This window comes from bacterium (assembly GCA_021371935.1).
Lineage (GTDB): Bacteria > Armatimonadota > UBA5829 > UBA5829 > UBA5829 > UBA5829.
The window spans coordinates 40162-56818 of sequence record JAJFVF010000009.1 but is presented as its reverse complement, the minus strand read 5'-3'; the positions used below and the strand labels follow the sequence as shown (position 1 = coordinate 56818).

At 49.8% G+C, this 16657-nt stretch carries 17 protein-coding genes; 12 read left to right on the top strand and 5 right to left on the bottom strand.

All coding sequences use genetic code 11. The features are described 5' to 3' along the window. Positions 1-17 precede the first annotated feature (17 nt). From LLG46_06725 to LLG46_06675, 11 genes are all read left to right on the top strand, one after another. The gene (locus LLG46_06725; GenBank protein ID MCE5322993.1) at positions 18-851 is read left to right on the top strand and encodes a YjbH domain-containing protein; all 834 of its coding nucleotides are present in this window, start codon (positions 18-20) and stop codon (positions 849-851) included. Between the two features lie 110 nt (positions 852-961). Next, entirely contained in the window at positions 962-2434 is a 1473-nt protein-coding gene (locus LLG46_06720) for a DUF2029 domain-containing protein (GenBank protein ID MCE5322992.1), read from the top strand. A gap of 120 nt (positions 2435-2554) precedes the next feature. Then, positions 2555-2773 carry a type II toxin-antitoxin system HicB family antitoxin gene (locus LLG46_06715; protein ID MCE5322991.1) on the top strand — a complete coding sequence of 73 codons (219 nt, stop codon included), beginning with the start codon at positions 2555-2557 and terminating at the stop codon, positions 2771-2773. Between the two features lie 50 nt (positions 2774-2823). Further along, positions 2824-3231, top strand: coding sequence for a hypothetical protein (locus LLG46_06710; GenBank protein ID MCE5322990.1), 408 nt, complete (start codon positions 2824-2826; stop codon positions 3229-3231). 75 nt (positions 3232-3306) lie between these two features. After that, positions 3307-5379 (top strand): NADH-quinone oxidoreductase subunit L, encoded by a 2073-nt coding sequence (gene nuoL / locus LLG46_06705; protein MCE5322989.1) that lies wholly within the window; start codon positions 3307-3309, stop codon positions 5377-5379. Beyond that, complete coding sequence (locus LLG46_06700; protein ID MCE5322988.1) at positions 5346-6887, top strand: NADH-quinone oxidoreductase subunit M; 1542 nt, start codon at positions 5346-5348, stop codon at positions 6885-6887. The genes nuoL and LLG46_06700 overlap by 34 nt, the downstream gene beginning before the upstream one ends. A gap of 70 nt (positions 6888-6957) precedes the next feature. Next, entirely contained in the window at positions 6958-8610 is a 1653-nt protein-coding gene (locus tag LLG46_06695) for an NADH-quinone oxidoreductase subunit N (GenBank protein MCE5322987.1), read from the top strand. Between the two features lie 15 nt (positions 8611-8625). Beyond that, positions 8626-9267, top strand: coding sequence for a hypothetical protein (locus LLG46_06690; protein ID MCE5322986.1), 642 nt, complete (start codon positions 8626-8628; stop codon positions 9265-9267). After that, complete coding sequence (locus LLG46_06685; protein ID MCE5322985.1) at positions 9264-10040, top strand: prepilin-type N-terminal cleavage/methylation domain-containing protein; 777 nt, start codon at positions 9264-9266, stop codon at positions 10038-10040. Before LLG46_06690 ends, LLG46_06685 begins: the two co-directional genes overlap by 4 nt. Before the next feature lie 11 nt (positions 10041-10051). Continuing rightward, complete coding sequence (locus tag LLG46_06680) at positions 10052-10894, top strand: fumarate hydratase (protein ID MCE5322984.1); 843 nt, start codon at positions 10052-10054, stop codon at positions 10892-10894. Continuing rightward, the gene (locus LLG46_06675; GenBank protein ID MCE5322983.1) at positions 10894-11460 is read left to right on the top strand and encodes a Fe-S-containing hydro-lyase; all 567 of its coding nucleotides are present in this window, start codon (positions 10894-10896) and stop codon (positions 11458-11460) included. The genes LLG46_06680 and LLG46_06675 overlap by 1 nt, the downstream gene beginning before the upstream one ends. A gap of 19 nt (positions 11461-11479) precedes the next feature. On the opposite strand, the gene gmhB is transcribed toward LLG46_06675, so the two are convergent. Genes gmhB through LLG46_06660 form a run of 3 tightly spaced genes read right to left on the bottom strand, consistent with a single transcriptional unit; the run spans position 11480 to position 13593 of the window. Beyond that, the gene (gmhB, locus tag LLG46_06670) at positions 11480-12040 is read right to left on the bottom strand and encodes a D-glycero-beta-D-manno-heptose 1,7-bisphosphate 7-phosphatase (protein MCE5322982.1); all 561 of its coding nucleotides are present in this window, start codon (positions 12038-12040) and stop codon (positions 11480-11482) included. A gap of 5 nt (positions 12041-12045) precedes the next feature. Continuing rightward, positions 12046-12606 (bottom strand): SIS domain-containing protein, encoded by a 561-nt coding sequence (locus LLG46_06665; GenBank protein MCE5322981.1) that lies wholly within the window; start codon positions 12604-12606, stop codon positions 12046-12048. Positions 12607-12615: 9 nt separating this feature from the next. Then, positions 12616-13593, bottom strand: a complete 978-nt coding sequence (locus LLG46_06660; protein ID MCE5322980.1) for a GHMP kinase — start codon at positions 13591-13593, stop codon at positions 12616-12618. A 237-nt stretch (positions 13594-13830) separates the two neighbouring features. On the opposite strand from LLG46_06660, the gene LLG46_06655 reads away from it, so the two are divergent. Continuing rightward, positions 13831-14643: a YjbH domain-containing protein gene (locus tag LLG46_06655; GenBank protein ID MCE5322979.1), complete on the top strand. Its 813-nt coding sequence runs from the start codon at positions 13831-13833 to the stop codon at positions 14641-14643. Positions 14644-14690: 47 nt separating this feature from the next. Here LLG46_06655 and LLG46_06650 read toward each other — a convergent pair whose 3' ends face one another. Together LLG46_06650 and LLG46_06645 are read right to left on the bottom strand one after the other, a co-directional pair. Then, positions 14691-15395 carry a sugar transferase gene (locus LLG46_06650; GenBank protein ID MCE5322978.1) on the bottom strand — a complete coding sequence of 235 codons (705 nt, stop codon included), beginning with the start codon at positions 15393-15395 and terminating at the stop codon, positions 14691-14693. Continuing rightward, entirely contained in the window at positions 15392-16657 is a 1266-nt protein-coding gene (locus LLG46_06645; protein ID MCE5322977.1) for a glycosyltransferase family 4 protein, read from the bottom strand. The genes LLG46_06650 and LLG46_06645 overlap by 4 nt, the downstream gene beginning before the upstream one ends.

The following is a 16657-nucleotide window of genomic DNA, read 5'->3' as shown; positions in this document are numbered from 1 at the left end:
CTTCCAGGAGAGAATGGATGCGAAGGGTTTTTGCTTGTGTGGTCGTGCTTTTGTTGCTGAGCGCGGCTTGTTTTGCTCAGCAGCAGACGTATCAGATAACGACCACATCATGGCATGGCCTTTCGGGTCTTTATGTAGTGCCGACTGCTCGCAGTTTAGGCCGCGGACAGCTTGCCATGGGATATAACGAGTCTCGACATGCCGAGTTTATAGGTAATGGCCGGTTCCTTGACAGACAAATACGGGCAACAATGACATATGGTCTTTCGGATCGTGTGGAGATATCGGGCAGTTACATAAGGGATATGCTGACTGCCGGTGACAACTTCACTCCTACTCTATCGAACGAGAGCTTCAGCAATTTCAGCGCGAAGTGGCGTATTTGTGATGAGACAAAGAGCCGTCCGGCTGTGGCGCTGGCTGTGAGAGATATATTCAATGACATGCAGGATGTCGGCCCGTTTACTGACGTAAATAACGGCACTAAGTACTTCCTGCTTGCGACCAAAAGGCTTGTCTATAAGCAGGATACCGGTCGCTTTGTGGACGGCACATTAGGCATTACGAAAGATGATCAGAGACTGGCGGCTCTCTTTGGTATGGAGATGGCACTGTCGCCCAGTATCAGTTTTGTGGCCGAGGGCATGTGGGACTCGCCCTATCTGAATTTCCGAGACATGTATTATCATGCCGACAAGAAGGGCACCAGCGATCACCCTGGACGGTTCATCTTTGATACCGGTTTTCGGATATATCCTGATGTGCTTCCCGGCTTTGTTATAGACCTTGGAGTTATGGCCGACAGTCAGCCTGAATATTGCTGGGGGTTCAGCTACGTTGCAGGACTATAGCTAAGCAATTTACGGTCAGTAAATTGCACGATTGTATGTGGTTTTACCGGCGTAAAAAACTATAGTGATACGCAAGTGACCAACCGTGATTTACTTAGGGGTCGGTTTCAATGGACACCGGCAATGACAGTTTTGTATACGATTGGAAAACGTGGGCGCTGTATGGTGTGCTTGCAGCGTGTATAGCCATATTGCCACTGCTTATGGCTTGTAGCGGCCTGCCGAGTATAGGCAGTTCATGTGGCAAGTCTTACCAGGTGTTCGAGCTGTTCGGCTTTTGCTCGATGGCTGCGCTGGCAGTTGTTGCTTATGTAGAGATCAAAAGACGCAGATCTGCCGGTCTGGTCGGCATTGTATCGGTTGTGCTGTTCGTACTGGTTTTCTCGCATATGGCGATGCTCATCAGCGAATGCACACGCAAAACGGGCGATTATGAATGCTACCGTTCAGCAGCGGAAAAGGTCTTGGCTGGTCAGAACCCATATAGCGGCACTGGCTATTTGTATCCTCCGGTGCTTGCTGAAGCAATGGCCGGTGTGCATCAAGCCTTAGTTGGGATCACGGATGCAATCGGAGCCAGAGCGTCCGATGCAGATATATGTTCATCTATATTTTATTTATGGCAATGCGCTCAGTTCTTTCTTGCGATAGCAGCATATTTGCTTAGTGTAAGGTTCGTAAAAGTGCTCGGCGGCAAAGGGATTCTGCCTGTGCTGCTTGTGGCTGCGGTGTTTGTGTTCGATATCCCATTAATCCGAACACTCAGATGGAACCAGGCGAACCTGTTGATGCTGGTTGCAATATTATATGTCCTGGCTATGGGAAAGAAACGGCCATTTCTGGCAGGAGCGGTACTCGCGCTTGGTGTGTGTATTAAGCTGTATCCGGTAGTACTGTTGCTGCCTGTTATCATCACGCGGCGGTGGCGCACGCTGGCCGGCTTTGCAGTTGCGATGTTTGCTATTATTGCTCTGGATGTAGGCTTACGCAGAAATTTCGATATATGGCTATGGTATCTGGATTTCTTCAGGGGTTTCCCAAGCGGATTTCCAGTGTTTTCAACAAGCCGTGATAACAGTTTGTATAATATCATTGTGCGGTCAGCATGGTTCATGTCGACCGGCGTTACAAGTCGGGGCGCTTTTGTGATAGCATTGCTCTTGTGGCGCCTTTCAGCAATTGCTGCATTGATATATACTACATCCAGGATCGTGGTACGAGAGAGGTCTTTTGCATTACAGGCAAAAACCTGTGGCGATATCGGCCAGGCCGATACTATTCGGTTTACGGGACATGCAGTTGATCTACTGGCACTGGCGCTTGTTCTATCGCCATTGGTTTGGGAGCATCACTATGTGCTGGCTGTGCCTGTTATTTTATGGGCGATCATATGCCAGCACAGGCGAAGACCATGGCTTGTCGGCCTGGGAAGCATGCTGATACTGCTCCCGCCGTCTTTTGATGTGTGGCCGTTCAGCTTTCACAGGATCGTGGGGCTGGCTATGCTGATAGTGTCGAGTCTGCCTGTAGTGGACCTGGCTGAGCATCAAAAGAATATCAAAGATTTACAGGTCTTTGGGTAGTGGTCGCATGCTGTCATTTCGAGCGGAGCGAGAGATCTGCTTTTGGATCGTATTGCAAACAGCAGATTCCTCGTCGTTCCTCCTCGGAATGACATATACGGAACGTTTGTTGTAATGCAGATGAAAGATTATCATATCAACATATTCTATAGTGAAGAAGATGATGGATACATCGCAGATATTCCTGATCTTCGGGCGTGTTCAGCTTTCGGCAAGACTCCCGAAGAGGCTTTGGCCGAGGTGCAGACAGCCAAGGATGCGTGGCTGGAAGCCGCTCGTGCAGAGGGCAAACCCGTGCCAAGGCCAAAATACCGACCTGCGATTTATAAAGTGGCGTAAAGATGCAAAGCTCAGTGTGGCCTACAGCGTTTACTGTTATCGGAAGTGTTTTGGTCGGAGTAGCTGTTCCGACACTGACATATTACTTTACCAGGAAGAAAGAGATCGAAGCTGACTGGCGCAAACGCAAGCTGGAGCATTATAATGAATTGCTCTCAGCAATATCTGATGTTGCTATTGATAATAATAGTAGAGATGCACACCTAAGAATGGCTCAGGCATTTAATACTGTTGGATTAGCCGCTCCACAGTACGTCATTGATGCGTTTTTAGCATTCTGGGATGGCATTTCAAATTCAAAAGGCCACATACTGAAAGAAGAGCATGATTTACTTTTAAGCCAATTTATAAGGGCAATAAGAAGAGATATCGGTATTTTGCCCATAGATGAACCTAAGACATTTGCTTTTCGTTTGTTAGGAGGGCCGCCTCCTTCAATTCAGGATAACAATAAATAACAACGCAAACTGAATACATGAATAACTCAAAACTCATAACTCAAAACCCGCAACCCGAGAAGTGGAGCGCAGCGAATGATTGATTACACTTGGCTGATACCCGTGTTGCCGGTTGTCGCCTTCGCGCTCATCATCGCGTTCGGCAAAAAACTGCCCGGACAGGGAGCATATGTCGCCATAACCGGTATGCTCCTCTCACTGGTGGGTGCTGCATGGGTCGCAGCAACATGGTTTGTCGGCGGAGTACATGAAGACCCGCTGAGCGTGACAATTCCCTGGATGCCGGTCGGCAGCTTCAATATCGATATGGGATTCAGTGTGGATGCGCTTTCGTGCGTAATGCTGCTGGTGGTGACGATTGTCGCATCGATGGTATTGATTTACTCAGTCGGCTATATGCACGGCGACAAGCGCTACCCGAGATATTTTGCGTATGTTTCGCTATTCTCTGCAGCGATGCTCACGCTGGTGATCGCTAATAACATATTGCTGATGTTCATGGCGTGGGAACTTGTCGGCCTGACGAGCTACCTGCTGATCGGGTTCTGGTTTGAAAAGCCCTCTGCAATGCGTGCAGCAAAGAAGGCATTTTTGGTGACCAGAGTCGGCGATGTCGGGTTTATGGCCGGTATGATGCTGCTTTTTATCAAAACAGGCTCGTTCAATCTCTTCGGCTCAAGCGGGGTGTTCGAGAACCTGGATAAAATGCAGGCGCTGGTGCATATCGGACCATGGGCAATTCCTCTGGCCGGGCTTGCAGGGCTGCTGCTCTTTTGCGGGGCTGTGGGAAAATCAGCGCAGTTTCCACTGCATGTCTGGCTCCCAGATGCCATGGAGGGTCCTACTCCGGTCTCGGCATTGATCCATGCCGCCACAATGGTTGCGGCAGGCGTATATTTGGTCGCTAGGATGTATCCGGTATATCTTGCTGACACCAGTGGGATCGCACTTACAGTAGTCGCGTATATTGGAGCTTTCACCGCGTTATTCGCGGCCACTATCGGCATTGCTCAAAATGATATCAAAAAGGTGCTTGCCTACTCGACTGTGAGCCAGCTCGGATATATGATAATGTCTCTGGGTGTGTTCGGCTATGTGGCCGCCATCTTCCACCTGATGACGCATGCGTTCTTCAAGGCGCAGCTCTTCCTCGGCTCGGGTAGTGTGATCCATGGCACAGGCACTCAGGATATGCGCGAGATGGGCGGACTCAAAAACAAAATGCCCTGGACATACTGGACAGTTCTTATTGCTACGCTCTCGTTGTGCGGAATCCCGTTTGTGACTGCAGGCGGCTGGAGCAAGGAAGAGATTCTCACGGTTGCGTTCCACACCAATAAGATTGTCTTCTGGGCAGGCGCCATCGGCGCATTCATCACCAGCACATATATGTTCCGTCTGATCTATATGACCTTCCATGGCGAGCCAAAGAACCATGAGATTCACGCGCACGAAAGCCCGAAGGTGATGCTTGTGCCTCTGGCGATCCTTGCTGCGCTGGCGATATGCGCCGGATATGTCGGAACGCCGTTCGAGAATGCTTTCGAGCACTCTATGGCTCCCGTACTTGGACACCACTATGAAATGGTTCTCGAAAATGTGCTCGATAGTGCGCACATGCCGCACGGCTTCCATGTCCCTGTGTTCTTGATTGGGACAAGCGCTGCTCTGTTGGGAATACTGCTTGCCACAATGATTTGGAAGTGGCATGTCATAAAGATTGAAAAGCTGGAGCCCGTATTCGGCTGGCTGGCTAATATAGTCGAAAATAAATATTACATCGACGAGATATATCACGCCACGGTCATTCGTGGAATTATGCTCGTCGCGGGCATCTTGTTCTGGTTCGATAAGTGGATAATCGACTATGTTATAGTAAACGGCGTCGGTTATCTTTCACTTGTCATATCAAAAGTTTGGGGATGGTGCGACAGGAATATCGTTGACGGCTTGGTCAACCTGACTGGCTGGATAACAGGCACTGCCGGGCGCGGACTGCGCTACATTCAGACAGGCGTAACGGAGCAGTATGTCTTTCTATTGGTTGTATCGATCGCGCTGATGAGCGTGATTGCTTTGGCTGCGGCCGTATTAGGCCATCACTCGGAGGTATCATGGATTCCACCAATCACTGGATTCTTCCATTAATCACATTCCTGCCGCTCGCGGGAGCGGTGCTCATAATGTTTATTCCAAAGGAGAAGCCCAGCGCTATTAAGGGTCTTTCGATCCTTATCAGCATTATTCCGCTGATTATGTCGATCTGGCTTTGGTTTGCGTACAGACACAGCGGCGCGCAGTTCCCGCATGGGCTGCAGTTTGCAATCAATGTGCCATGGATACCGAGCATCGGCGTGAACTTTGCTATGGGTGTGGACGGGCTGAGCGTGCCGCTCATCTTCCTGACGACATTGCTTACCACCCTTAGCTTGATCTATTCGCACTTCATCGAGGTCCGGCCAAAGGAGTATTTCTGGATGTTCCTGCTCCTGGAGACGGGTATGCTGGGTGTCTTTACGGCTATGGACTTCGTGCTCTTCTTTGTGTTCTGGGAAGTCTCGCTGGTCCCGATGTATTTCCTGATCGGCATTTGGGGCGGCCCGCGCAGAGAATATGCCGCGATCAAGTTCTTCCTGTATACCATGGTCGGAAGTATGGCAATGCTCCTTTCGATCCTGGCAATGTATTTCCATACAAACGCGGCGGGCGGCGGACACACATTCAGCATGCTGGTGATGGCACAGCAGGCTATGGCAAACGGCGACGCAGTGCCCGTGGGCATTGCCGCGCTTGTATTCTGGGGACTCTTCCTCGGTTTTGCAGTGAAGGTGCCGATGTTCCCGTTCCATACATGGCTTCCCGACGCTCACGTGGAGGCTCCAACTGCAGGTTCAGTGATCCTGGCAGGAGTCTTGCTCAAGATGGGTAGTTACGGCTTTATGCGGGTTTTGATGCCAATGATGCCGGGGCAGTTTGCCAGGTTTTGGTGGATTATCGCTGTGGTGTCGGTTGTTGCGATTATTTATGGCGCATTTGTAGCCATGGCTCAGAAGGACCTCAAGAAACTGATTGCATATTCGTCGGTTAACCACATGGGTTATGTAACTCTCGGCTGCGCGGTTGCAGCAAGCGGCCTTGGGACGTTCATCACCAGAGAATCGGCACTTAATGGCGCTCAGATGCAGAACTTCAGCCATGGCCTGATCACGGGTGCGCTCTTCCTTCTGGTCGGTGTAGTCTATGAGCGTGCCCACACAAGAGATTTGAGCGCATTCGGCGGCCTGGGAGTCAAAGTTCCGATCTATGCAGGAATGCTTTCATTCTGCAGCTTTGCATCACTTGGTCTGCCGGGAATGACGGGTTTTATCGCAGAGCTTTCGGTCCTCACAGGCACATATGCGGCCAGCCCGCTATTGGCTGGTCTTGCGCTGATCGGTATTGTAGTGACGGCTGCATATATGCTCTGGATGCTCCAGAGAGTGCTGCTTGGTCCGCTCAATCCGAAGTGGGACAAGATGCCGGACGCCGACGGCCGCGAGATCGTGAGCGTGGCTCCGCTGATGGCTTTGACACTCTTCTTCGGTGTGATTCCGGGACCGGTGATGGCGTTCTTCAGCAATGCGTCGAGCGCGATTATAGGTGTGTTTCATCCGTAAAGGCCGGATAATGTCTATTCCCTATCCCAATATGCAGGAGCGGGAGTCACTCAGTTGAGAATGTAAAACTATGCAAATAGGCAACATAATACTAATATCACCGGCCATATGGCTCACTGTCTCGGCAATCATTGTATTGCTGCTGGGTGTGGTTGCGTCCAAGCGGCCTGATAAGGGTCTGGATCACTATTTCCCCACTCAGTATGCCGCTCCTGTGCTGACATTTTTCGGACTAGTGCTCTCGGGAGCTGTGATCTGTTGGTCACTCGGGCTTGTCGGCAGGACGTTACAGGCTCCAATCAATGGCGTACTCACGGACTTCCCGGCAGTCGGGCTGTTTGTAACTGCCGGTGGACACGCGCAGCTTACAGTCGATCCGTTTGCAGCAATACTCTCATTCGTGGCAATAGCAGGGACACTGGTCGTGATGCTCCTCTCGCTGGATCACTTCGGTGAGCATCAGATTCACAAGGCGGAATACTACAGTCTGCTGATGTTCGCGACAGTCGCAGCAAGCCTTGCATCCGCCGCGTCCGACCTGATTGCGATATATCTGAGTATCGAATTTTTGAGTCTGTCGAGTTATGTGCTGGCGGCGTACGCCAAGTCAGACAGGCGTTCAGCCGAAGCCGGACTCAAGTATTTCCTTTATGGCGCGGCGTGCTCGGCTATAATGCTCTACGGCATGTCTATTCTGTTTGGTATAACAGGCGGCAACACATCCCTTAGCGCGATAGCAGCAGGTTTTTCTGCCGATAAGGCAGCTTTTACCGGAGTGGGCTGGGTCGCGATTATGTTTACTCTTGTCGGCATGGGCTTTAAGTTAGCTCTTGTGCCGTTCCATTTCTGGGCTCCCGACACATATGAGGGCGCTCCTACGCCGGTCACGGCTTTCCTCTCGGTTGTAAGCAAAGCAGCCGGGTTGGCAGTCATTATCCGTTTTATTACTGTTGTGGCTACACCATCAAGTGCAGCCTCACTAAGTTGGTATTGGATATTGGTGGTGCTCACGACACTGAGCATGTTCTACGGCAACCTGGTGGCCATCTGGCAGCGCAATATCAAGCGCATGCTTGCATATTCGAGCATCGCTCAGGTCGGATATATGATGATCGGCGTGCTGGCCGCAATGCACACATTCAACCGTGACGGGTCGGCATTAGGTGTGCCTAATGCATCCGTGCGAGCAGACGTGACGGGCGGCTCTCCAATGGATATACAGGGTGTGCTGATCTATATAATGGCATATCTGTTTATGAACCTCGGTGCATTTGCTGTTGTGGTCGCAGTCGGCAAGCGCCTGAAGAGCGACGCAATAGATAGCTATGCCGGGCTGATGAGGCATGCGCCTTTTTACGCGACATCTCTGGCCATATTCTTGGTATCCCTCGCAGGTGTGCCGCCCACTGCAGGATTCCTCGGCAAGCTCTTTGTCTTTGGCAGTGCGATCAATGTAGGCAGCCCGGAAATGATTGTCCTGGCAATTTTGGGCGTTGTAAACAGTGTCATTTCGGCATATTATTACCTGAACGTCGTGCGCCTCATGTTCTTTATGCCTGCAAGGGAAGAGATCAAGGTTGTCGGCGGCACGGCTGTCAATTCGGCTATCGTAATAATGCTTATTCTGACTCTTGCATTGGCCATATTTGCCAAGCCCGCATCGGATATCACGGCAAAAGCCGTTTATGCTAATAATCTGGTCCATATTATTTCGAGTCGATAGAACGGAAATACTGCAATGGGAGAAATAACACAACAAGAAGCAATCAACGTATGGAAAGTCGCGCAGGAGAAGGTTAAAGACAGAGTCATCGCCCCGACGCTGTATATAGCGCTGGAGAAGGCGGTTGGTATAACTGTCGAGCATGGCCAGTTCATCCTGGGTTTCAGCAATGCTGATGCTCCTATGGCTGGTCACCTCCGCAGTGCGCAGCATCTTGCTATCATAGAGCAGTCGATCAGTGAAGTTTTGAAAAAGAAGGTCCGCCTGAAGACTATCGAAGGGACCACTCTTGCAGACTATGAAGCCCAAAAAAAACTTGCGCAGGCGCGTGAAGCTACCGCAGAAACTGTCAGTGCACAGCGCGCACAGGAGCGCCAGGTTGAGCTGGCATGGGAAGAAGTCACCGAAAAAATCACTCGAGGTTATGCAAGGCTTCAGCAGAGGCAGTTTGCACAGAACAAGGCAAGATTTGTCAGATGGGGCCTTGGAATTGTTCATGAGGCTGTGGTCAAGTTCAATTATTCCGATGAATCCGGTGATGCGCACAAGCGCGCTTTCGCCAGAATGTTCGAGAAATTCGCAACTGCCGTCGATATGTCCAGCACATGGCTTGCTTATGAGTACTACAGACTGCGTGAGGAGGGCAAGTTCAAGTGAGCAAGTCGCATGGCTTCTCACTTATTGAGCTGCTCGTTGTGATCGGCATCATCGCCATAATAGCAGCAGTCCTTGCACCTGTCTACATCGATGCAAAGAGATCGGCTGTGCGCTCTGCCTGTCAGTCCAATTTGTCTCAGATATCCAAAGGTTTTGACATGTACCTTTCAGATCACAATGGCTGTTATCCTTGTATATCCGATAAACCGGAGACTCCGTATCCCGACCCTCAGTATCTTTGGGCGGGTGCCAATTGGAGAGAGCCTTTTCGCAAGTATGCAGTAATCGGAAGCATCTCATATGAAGGTTCCAAGCATATGATTTTGACATGTCCTTCCGACCCGAATGCGGTGGGTATATATGCAGGTACGTCGTATGCTTATTCTGCGTCATTTTATATGACACCGAGTAAGGTCGATTCTGTGGCTGATTGCGATTATCTGCGGTCGAGCAAATATACCACGCAAACTCCTGAGTTTCCCTGCACGGCCATAAAAAGCTCACAAGTCAGGTTTGTTTCCAAAAAGGTATTAGTGGCCGAATACTGGACACTGCACAGCTCGAATAACAAAGTCGGCTGGTATGACGACCCGGCAACTACAGGCAATGACCCCTGGAGCGGTGCGCGCAACTGCCTTTTCCCGGATGGACATGTGAAATTTGTACCGACCAAACAAATTCATCCAGCCACAAGCCCTCTGGTCACCAGGCCGCGTTTACTGCCTGATATCAATTTGACGAGAAACGGCATTTATGGGAAAGATATAGATTGAAAATGCCAGCAATGAAAGAGATCAAAGCTCGGGAGATTACTAAACATGTCAAGGAGGCCTGCATCGAGGCATGCTATGTGCTGCCGGATGATGTATTTGCCTCACTCAAACACGCATGGGGCAAAGAAGAGTCTCCCGTTGGCAAGACTGTAATTGACGAGATCATCGAGAATGCTGAAATTGCCAAAGCAGAACGTGTTCCAATCTGTCAGGATACCGGCCTTACACTTGTCTTTGTCGAGCTTGGCCAGGATGTGCATATTGTAGGCGGCTCTATGTACGATGCGATCAATGAGGGAGTACGACAGGGCTATGAAGAGGGCAATCTGCGCAAATCGATTGTTCAGCACCCTTTGGATCGGATTAACACGGGTGATAACACTCCGGCTGTTATCCACACCCAAATAGTTCACGGTGACAGTCTAAGGATTATCATTGCCCCAAAGGGCGGCGGAAGTGAAAACATGAGCATAGCGCGTGTACTCAAACCTTCCGATGGGCTTAATGGCGTCAGGAAATTTGTGGTTGATGCTGTACGCAGTGCGGGACCAAGCCCATGTCCGCCGATCATAGTGGGTATTGGTCTGGGAGGTAATCTCGAAAAGGCTGCACTGCTTTCTAAGAAGGCAATCCTGCGGAAGGTGGGTGAGCCTAATCCCAACTCAATAGATGCCGAAATCGAGCGGGATTTACTTAAGGCGGTCAACAGCACAGGTGTCGGACCGGCGGGTCTTGGGGGAAGAGTGACTGCTTTGGCAGTGCATGTAGAATCCTACCCGTGCCATATAGCCAGCCTGCCCGTAGCAATTACTATCCAGTGCCATGCAGCACGTCACAAGGAGATCGTGCTCTGATGAATCCAATCCGCCTGACGACACCCCTGGAAGATGATGTGATCGATAATCTTAAAGCGGGCGATCATGTTCTTTTGTCAGGAATTGTGTATACCGCGCGCGACGCTGCCCATGCACGTCTTGTCGAACTTCTCAGGCAGGGCAAGCCTCTTCCGTTCGATATCAGAGGTCAGGTCATATACTATGTGGGGCCAACGCCTGCGAAGCCCGGCCGGACTATCGGCTCCGCGGGACCAACTACTTCAGGTCGAATGGATTCCTTCACGCCGGAGCTTCTTGAAGCTGGCCTAAAGGGAATGATAGGCAAGGGTCAGCGGGATCAGAGAGTGGTGGATGCCATAAAGGAGCATAAGGCTGTCTACTTTGCCGCCACAGGTGGAGCGGCGGCAATGCTTGCAAAGCGTGTCATTTCTTGTGAGGTTATCGCCTACGAAGACCTGGGATGCGAGGCTATACGCAAACTGGAAGTGAAGGACCTGCCCTTGATCGTAATCAATGACTGCCACGGCCGCGATTTCTACAGCGAGAACCAGGAAAGATACGCCAAATCATTCCTTGGCGACTGACCTATGTCTGCATAACAGATTACTCAGAATGCAATGAGAAATCTGCTTTTTCAATCACATAATCTACAGCTTTGGCGAGATTGTCAGCTATGTAATCAGGGCTGCACGATAACTCTTTTACAGACTGCGCATCGCTCGCTCCACTCATTACCAGTATCGTCCGGCACCCTGCGGCTTTGCCTGCCTGGATGTCTTTTTCACTGTCGCCGATTATGTAGGAGCTTTTGAGGTCGATATTATAGTTTGACGCAGCAGCCAACAGCATCCCGATTTTGGGTTTTCTACAATTGCATTTCTCCGAGGCAAGGTGCTTGCAATAAGAAAAACTTGCTATTTTGCCACCGACTGCCTCCACCTGGCGGGTTATCTCGGCCTGCATGGCCTTGAGGTCTTCTTCTCGGATCAGACCCTTCGCAACTCCCTGCTGGTTGGATACGACATGCACCTTGAAACCTGCATCATTGAGCTTTTTAACAGCATTCGGAGTGAATGGAAAGACCTTCAGCTCATTGAGATTTTTGACATAATCGTCCCGGTCCTCGTTTATTACCCCGTCCCTATCCAGAAAAACAACTCTCATACGCCCTACTTACTGCATTCATGCATCATGCAAGTAAAGATCAAGTGACCGATTATCAGGTGAATATCCTCGATCCTTTGCATGTTGTCGCTGCTCACGACTATAGACTTTTGTGCCACCTTTGCCAGTTTTCCACCCGAAAAACCGGTCCAGCCGATGGTGATGGCTCCCATCTCATTTGCCTTTTCGACTGCTTTGATTACGTTCGGTGAGTTACCGCTGCCGCTGATCGCAATAACCACATCCCCCGGATCAAGAAAGCTGTCAAGCTGTTCGGCAAATATGCAATCGTAGCCGCTGTCGTTTGCCCATGCGCATATAAGGGGCGTGCAGTCCGTGAGCGAGACCACCCTGAAGCGCTTGCCTGTGCACTCTTTAACTCCTTTTTGGAGGTCTTCCGCCACATGACTTGCAGTGGCGGCGCTGCCGCCGTTGCCGAGCATAAAGACCTGTTTGCCTTCGGCAAAAGCGGTCTTAAGAATATCAACGATGTCTCGGATCGATTTCTCCGGCAGATCAGAAATAGCCTTATTTACCAGGTCCAAATAATCGGTTATCGAGGACATTTCACGCTCCTATCTTCTCACGTTGAAGATAATCTTCGATCCGTCGCGAGACAAGTTAATCGGCATTTCGCGCAAATTAGACAGCTTTTTGCGCACTGCGGCTCTGTTTTCCGGCGGAACGCATACCAAGAAGAATCCGCCCCCTCCAGCTCCAGTAATTTTGCCTCCAAAGGCTCCTGCCGATATTGCAAGCTCATAGAGTTCGTCTATCTGCGGATTTGATACTCCGGTGGCGAGCTGTTTCTTTCTTGCCCATCCGTCACGCAGTGTCTGACCAAGTGACGCTATAGCCCCATGTTTTAGATGCCTTGCGAGGTCATCAGCCTGGTCTCTCATTTGTGTTAGCAGAGCCATCTTAGATGCAATATTGCCCTTCTGTTCAGTCAATACGTCCGATGACTTTCGGGTTGTTCCAGTGTAAAAGAGCAGCAGGCTTTCGCACAAGCGCTGGCGCTTACTCTCATCAAGTTCTATTCCAGATATTTCGACTTCCTCATTTGGATAGAACTTAAAATGTTTTATCCCGCCGTATGCGGCGATATATTGGTCCTGCTTGCCTATCGGTTTGCCAAGAATATCGATCTCAATCTTGCAAGCCTGCCGCGCAAGAGTCTCGGCAGTAATCGCTTCGCCCTTATATGCATAAAGCGCATTGAGCAGTCCGACAGTCACAGTGCTCGACGAACCGAGCCCCGAGCCTTCGGATGGTATATCAGCCATCGTTGAGACCTCAATCCCGCTCGCGATGCCTACCATCTTCATGGCTTCGCGGACCAACTCATGCTGGATTTCCTTTATATTGTCGACCATCTCGGTGCGTGTATACCCCACGCGGATCAGGCCGTCAAATCTCTCTTTGACTATAACATAGATATATTTGTCTATTGCGGTGGAGACAACTGATCCGTATTCTTTATCATAGAAACCCTTAAAGTCGGTTCCACCACCCGCAAAACTGATTCTTAGAGGAGTTTGAGTGATAATCAATTCCGCACACCTCCTGTTTCTTAGGTATTTTACCATATGCAGTAGCGCTCACTCAAGAAAATGCATCGTCTTGGAACTCTATTAATCTTGATGAGTTTGGCTGTATGATGCTATGATATATCAAGTAACCTGAGCAAAATACCTCCTTGAACTCGTGTCGGAGATATAATGGACCGGACCGAGACGTGCAGTTAGCGGAGCGTAAATTGCTTAGCCTACACATTATGGGGCATGATAATGATTTCAAATTGCATTCGAGTAAGCGCCATGCTGGGTTGTATTATCTTCTCAACAGCCTGCTGGGCTATTAAAGTTCCCGTCACGCAATACGCAAATGTCTCGCCGCTTCCCGGAGGCTGCATAGCACTTAACCAGGACGGCAAGCCGGATGGCCAGGGTGCGATGCAGATAAATATTCCTGTGGCATATACACCGGGTAATGGCTATACCAGCCTGGGGGCTTTTAGCGGTGAGCATCTTGATGTCTATTACAATGATGCTGAGCAAAACGGCACAGGCGTCCTTGCGTTCGGATTCGGAGGCTGGCCAAGACTCTACGGTTCGGCTATGGCTGTGAGCAGTTGGATTGCCGATGACAGTAAAGCTGTGAGCCTTCAACTCCAGTGCATAAAGGAAACCGATAAGACACCCGCTGTTGCGGTTGGTATTCAGGACCTGCTTAATAAAGAGTGGAAACAATATAGGCAAAAAATGAATACCAAAGTCGGGTATTATGCCGTCGCCACCAAAAAGTTCGATATCGATGATAAACCAATATATACCACGCTCGGCTATGGAGCAGGAAAGTTCCTGAACAGACCGTTCGTGGGTCTTTCATATCCGATCAATAACCACTTGAGCATCGCAAGTGAATATGACGGCTATCAGATCAACGCAGGACTGGGATGGAGGCCGAAAGGCAGATATAGCCCGTTTACAATAGTGGCAGGATTTAACGGCAAATGTGGACCGTTCTTCGGAGGTAGTGCGACAGGTACAACAAACAGCACATGGGCGGTGCCGATCGGACTATATCTGATTTATCAGTAATCACGTAATTTACTGCGGGGCAATATAGAACATAGGTCAGTGCATATCTATGCACCAGGTGGAAGAGCCGGAACAAGCGGATCCTGCCTCGATGCAATGCGGATCAATTCCTCATCGGCATTGTCATTCAGTAAGATCGCCCGAACTCCTCGCAGGGCTTGTTTCCTGTTTATGAGTGCGACTGCTGTAAGTGTCAATACCTTCAGATCGAGCATGATAGACGCATGCTCAAGATAGAATAAGCCCAGTCTGCTTTTCCAAGGTCTGATGAGCTGCGTATAATCACGGTTGGGGTCGTCACTCGTCTTAAGTATCTCACCCTGATCGGCAAAAACAATCGATGCGAAGTCACTTATTCCGGGCCTGATACTCAAGAGTTTTCGCTCGGTCTGTGTGAATACATCTGTTTCACGTTTGAGGCCGGGACGCGGTCCCACCAGGCTCATCTCGCCCTTAAGCACATTCCAGAACTGGGTAAACTCGTCAAGTTTACAGCGCCTCATAACCCGCCCGAAAGCCGTTATTCGCGGGTCGTTGCCTGAAATGTGTGATCCCACACGGTCATTGTTTACAACCATGGAGCGCAGCTTGATCATGCCAAACTCACGTCCGTTAAAGCCGACCCTCCAGGCAATATATAACGGTGAGTGTCGGTCCTGAAGCCATACTGCGATAGCAGTAAGCAATATAATCGGGCTCAAAACAATAAGAGCCATTGCCGAGACAACTATGTCAATCGTTCGCTTAATCATCTCGTTAAGCTTTCCTGCTTAGATGCATGCTGTGCTGCGATTCGCTCGATATGATCAATATACTCGCCATATATCACATCAGAGTTCATGCTGCTGTTGAATATGCGCAGACTATTTGATGCCATTTCATCCCTCAAAGCCGGGTCATCTTTCAGTTTGCAGATGCAACGTGCAAGATCAGTGGGATCATTGGGCTTAAAATAGAGTCCCATTTTCTCGTTATTAACCATACGAGTCAGGTCTCCATTTGTTGATGTCAGTATTGGAAGTCCGCCGCTCATATAAGTGAACGCCTTATTCGGGAATGCTTCCAAGCATGGAATCACTCCGGCGGAAGAAATACTCAGCAGAGCCGATATCTGTTTCTCATTGACCCATCCCGGCACATAAATATTGTCATGTCCTTTGGACAGATGCAATACTTTTTCATATGATGTGCCCGTGCCGGCGATAACGAACGCGAACTTATTAGCCTCATTCTCACTCTTATTTATCAACTCAGTGGCCTGCGCGATCACATAAGGATCGGTATTTCTGCCAAATGTGCCGACATATGTGACTACAAACTTGTCCTTGATCTTTGCCAGCATATCCAAGAAATCTGGAGAAAAATCTGCGAGGTCGAAATCTATTGGCCTGCGAGCACCAAGGTAGAAGACCTTATCGTTAGGTGTTGCGTACCTTCCGGCATAATCGAGTGCCCAATCCAGAAGTGTGGCGTTTATGCCTACAATTGCATCAGCATTACGCATAATTGCTCTCAGCTTCGCGCACTCTCCGGCAAGCGGAAACTGGGCCAATACCTTCAGCCACTTGTATGGCAGCACATCAAGAAAAGTGTCTGGCCACTGATCTCTTGTATCCACCACTATAGGGATCCCCACCTCATTAGCATATCTCACCCCCTCCAGCGCCAGTTGATGGTCAGGCATGGCCGCAACCACAATATCCGGTGGATCTGCTTTGCGCGACATCTGTCTGAATTTCATTGCGACTTGACGGTGGTCCAAATAGCGGTCAATTGAGATATTCCTTGAATAGCCTCTGCCTTTGAGGATGTTGAGTGTAAAGCCGGGCTCCGGTGTAACAACCGTATCTTCTGGATACAGCATCTCCTTTTTCATGTGATCAAATGCGCTGGTCCACCATGTGACCTGATGTCCTCTTGCCAGAAGCGACTTTGCCAGCATTCCTGCACGCATCATTCTTGCATCATCGCTAAGAGGCAGAATTTCGCTTATTTTGAGCAACCAAACGTGCAA

What these genes read in the sequence shown, in the direction of transcription:
- LLG46_06725 (MCE5322993.1), top strand. Translation starts at nt 18, where the DNA reads ATGCGAAGGGTTTTTGCTTGTGTGGTCGTGCTTTTGTTGCTGAGCGCG.
- LLG46_06720 (MCE5322992.1), top strand. Translation starts at nt 962, where the DNA reads ATGGACACCGGCAATGACAGTTTTGTATACGATTGGAAAACGTGGGCG.
- LLG46_06715 (MCE5322991.1), top strand. Translation starts at nt 2,555, where the DNA reads ATGAAAGATTATCATATCAACATATTCTATAGTGAAGAAGATGATGGA.
- nuoL (MCE5322989.1), top strand. Translation starts at nt 3,307, where the DNA reads ATGATTGATTACACTTGGCTGATACCCGTGTTGCCGGTTGTCGCCTTC.
- LLG46_06700 (MCE5322988.1), top strand. Translation starts at nt 5,346, where the DNA reads ATGGATTCCACCAATCACTGGATTCTTCCATTAATCACATTCCTGCCG.
- LLG46_06695 (MCE5322987.1), top strand. Translation starts at nt 6,958, where the DNA reads ATGCAAATAGGCAACATAATACTAATATCACCGGCCATATGGCTCACT.
- LLG46_06690 (MCE5322986.1), top strand. Translation starts at nt 8,626, where the DNA reads ATGGGAGAAATAACACAACAAGAAGCAATCAACGTATGGAAAGTCGCG.
- LLG46_06680 (MCE5322984.1), top strand. Translation starts at nt 10,052, where the DNA reads ATGAAAGAGATCAAAGCTCGGGAGATTACTAAACATGTCAAGGAGGCC.
- LLG46_06675 (MCE5322983.1), top strand. Translation starts at nt 10,894, where the DNA reads ATGAATCCAATCCGCCTGACGACACCCCTGGAAGATGATGTGATCGAT.
- gmhB (MCE5322982.1), bottom strand. Translation starts at nt 12,040, where the DNA reads ATGAGAGTTGTTTTTCTGGATAGGGACGGGGTAATAAACGAGGACCGG.
- LLG46_06665 (MCE5322981.1), bottom strand. Translation starts at nt 12,606, where the DNA reads ATGTCCTCGATAACCGATTATTTGGACCTGGTAAATAAGGCTATTTCT.
- LLG46_06655 (MCE5322979.1), top strand. Translation starts at nt 13,831, where the DNA reads ATGATTTCAAATTGCATTCGAGTAAGCGCCATGCTGGGTTGTATTATC.
- LLG46_06650 (MCE5322978.1), bottom strand. Translation starts at nt 15,395, where the DNA reads ATGATTAAGCGAACGATTGACATAGTTGTCTCGGCAATGGCTCTTATT.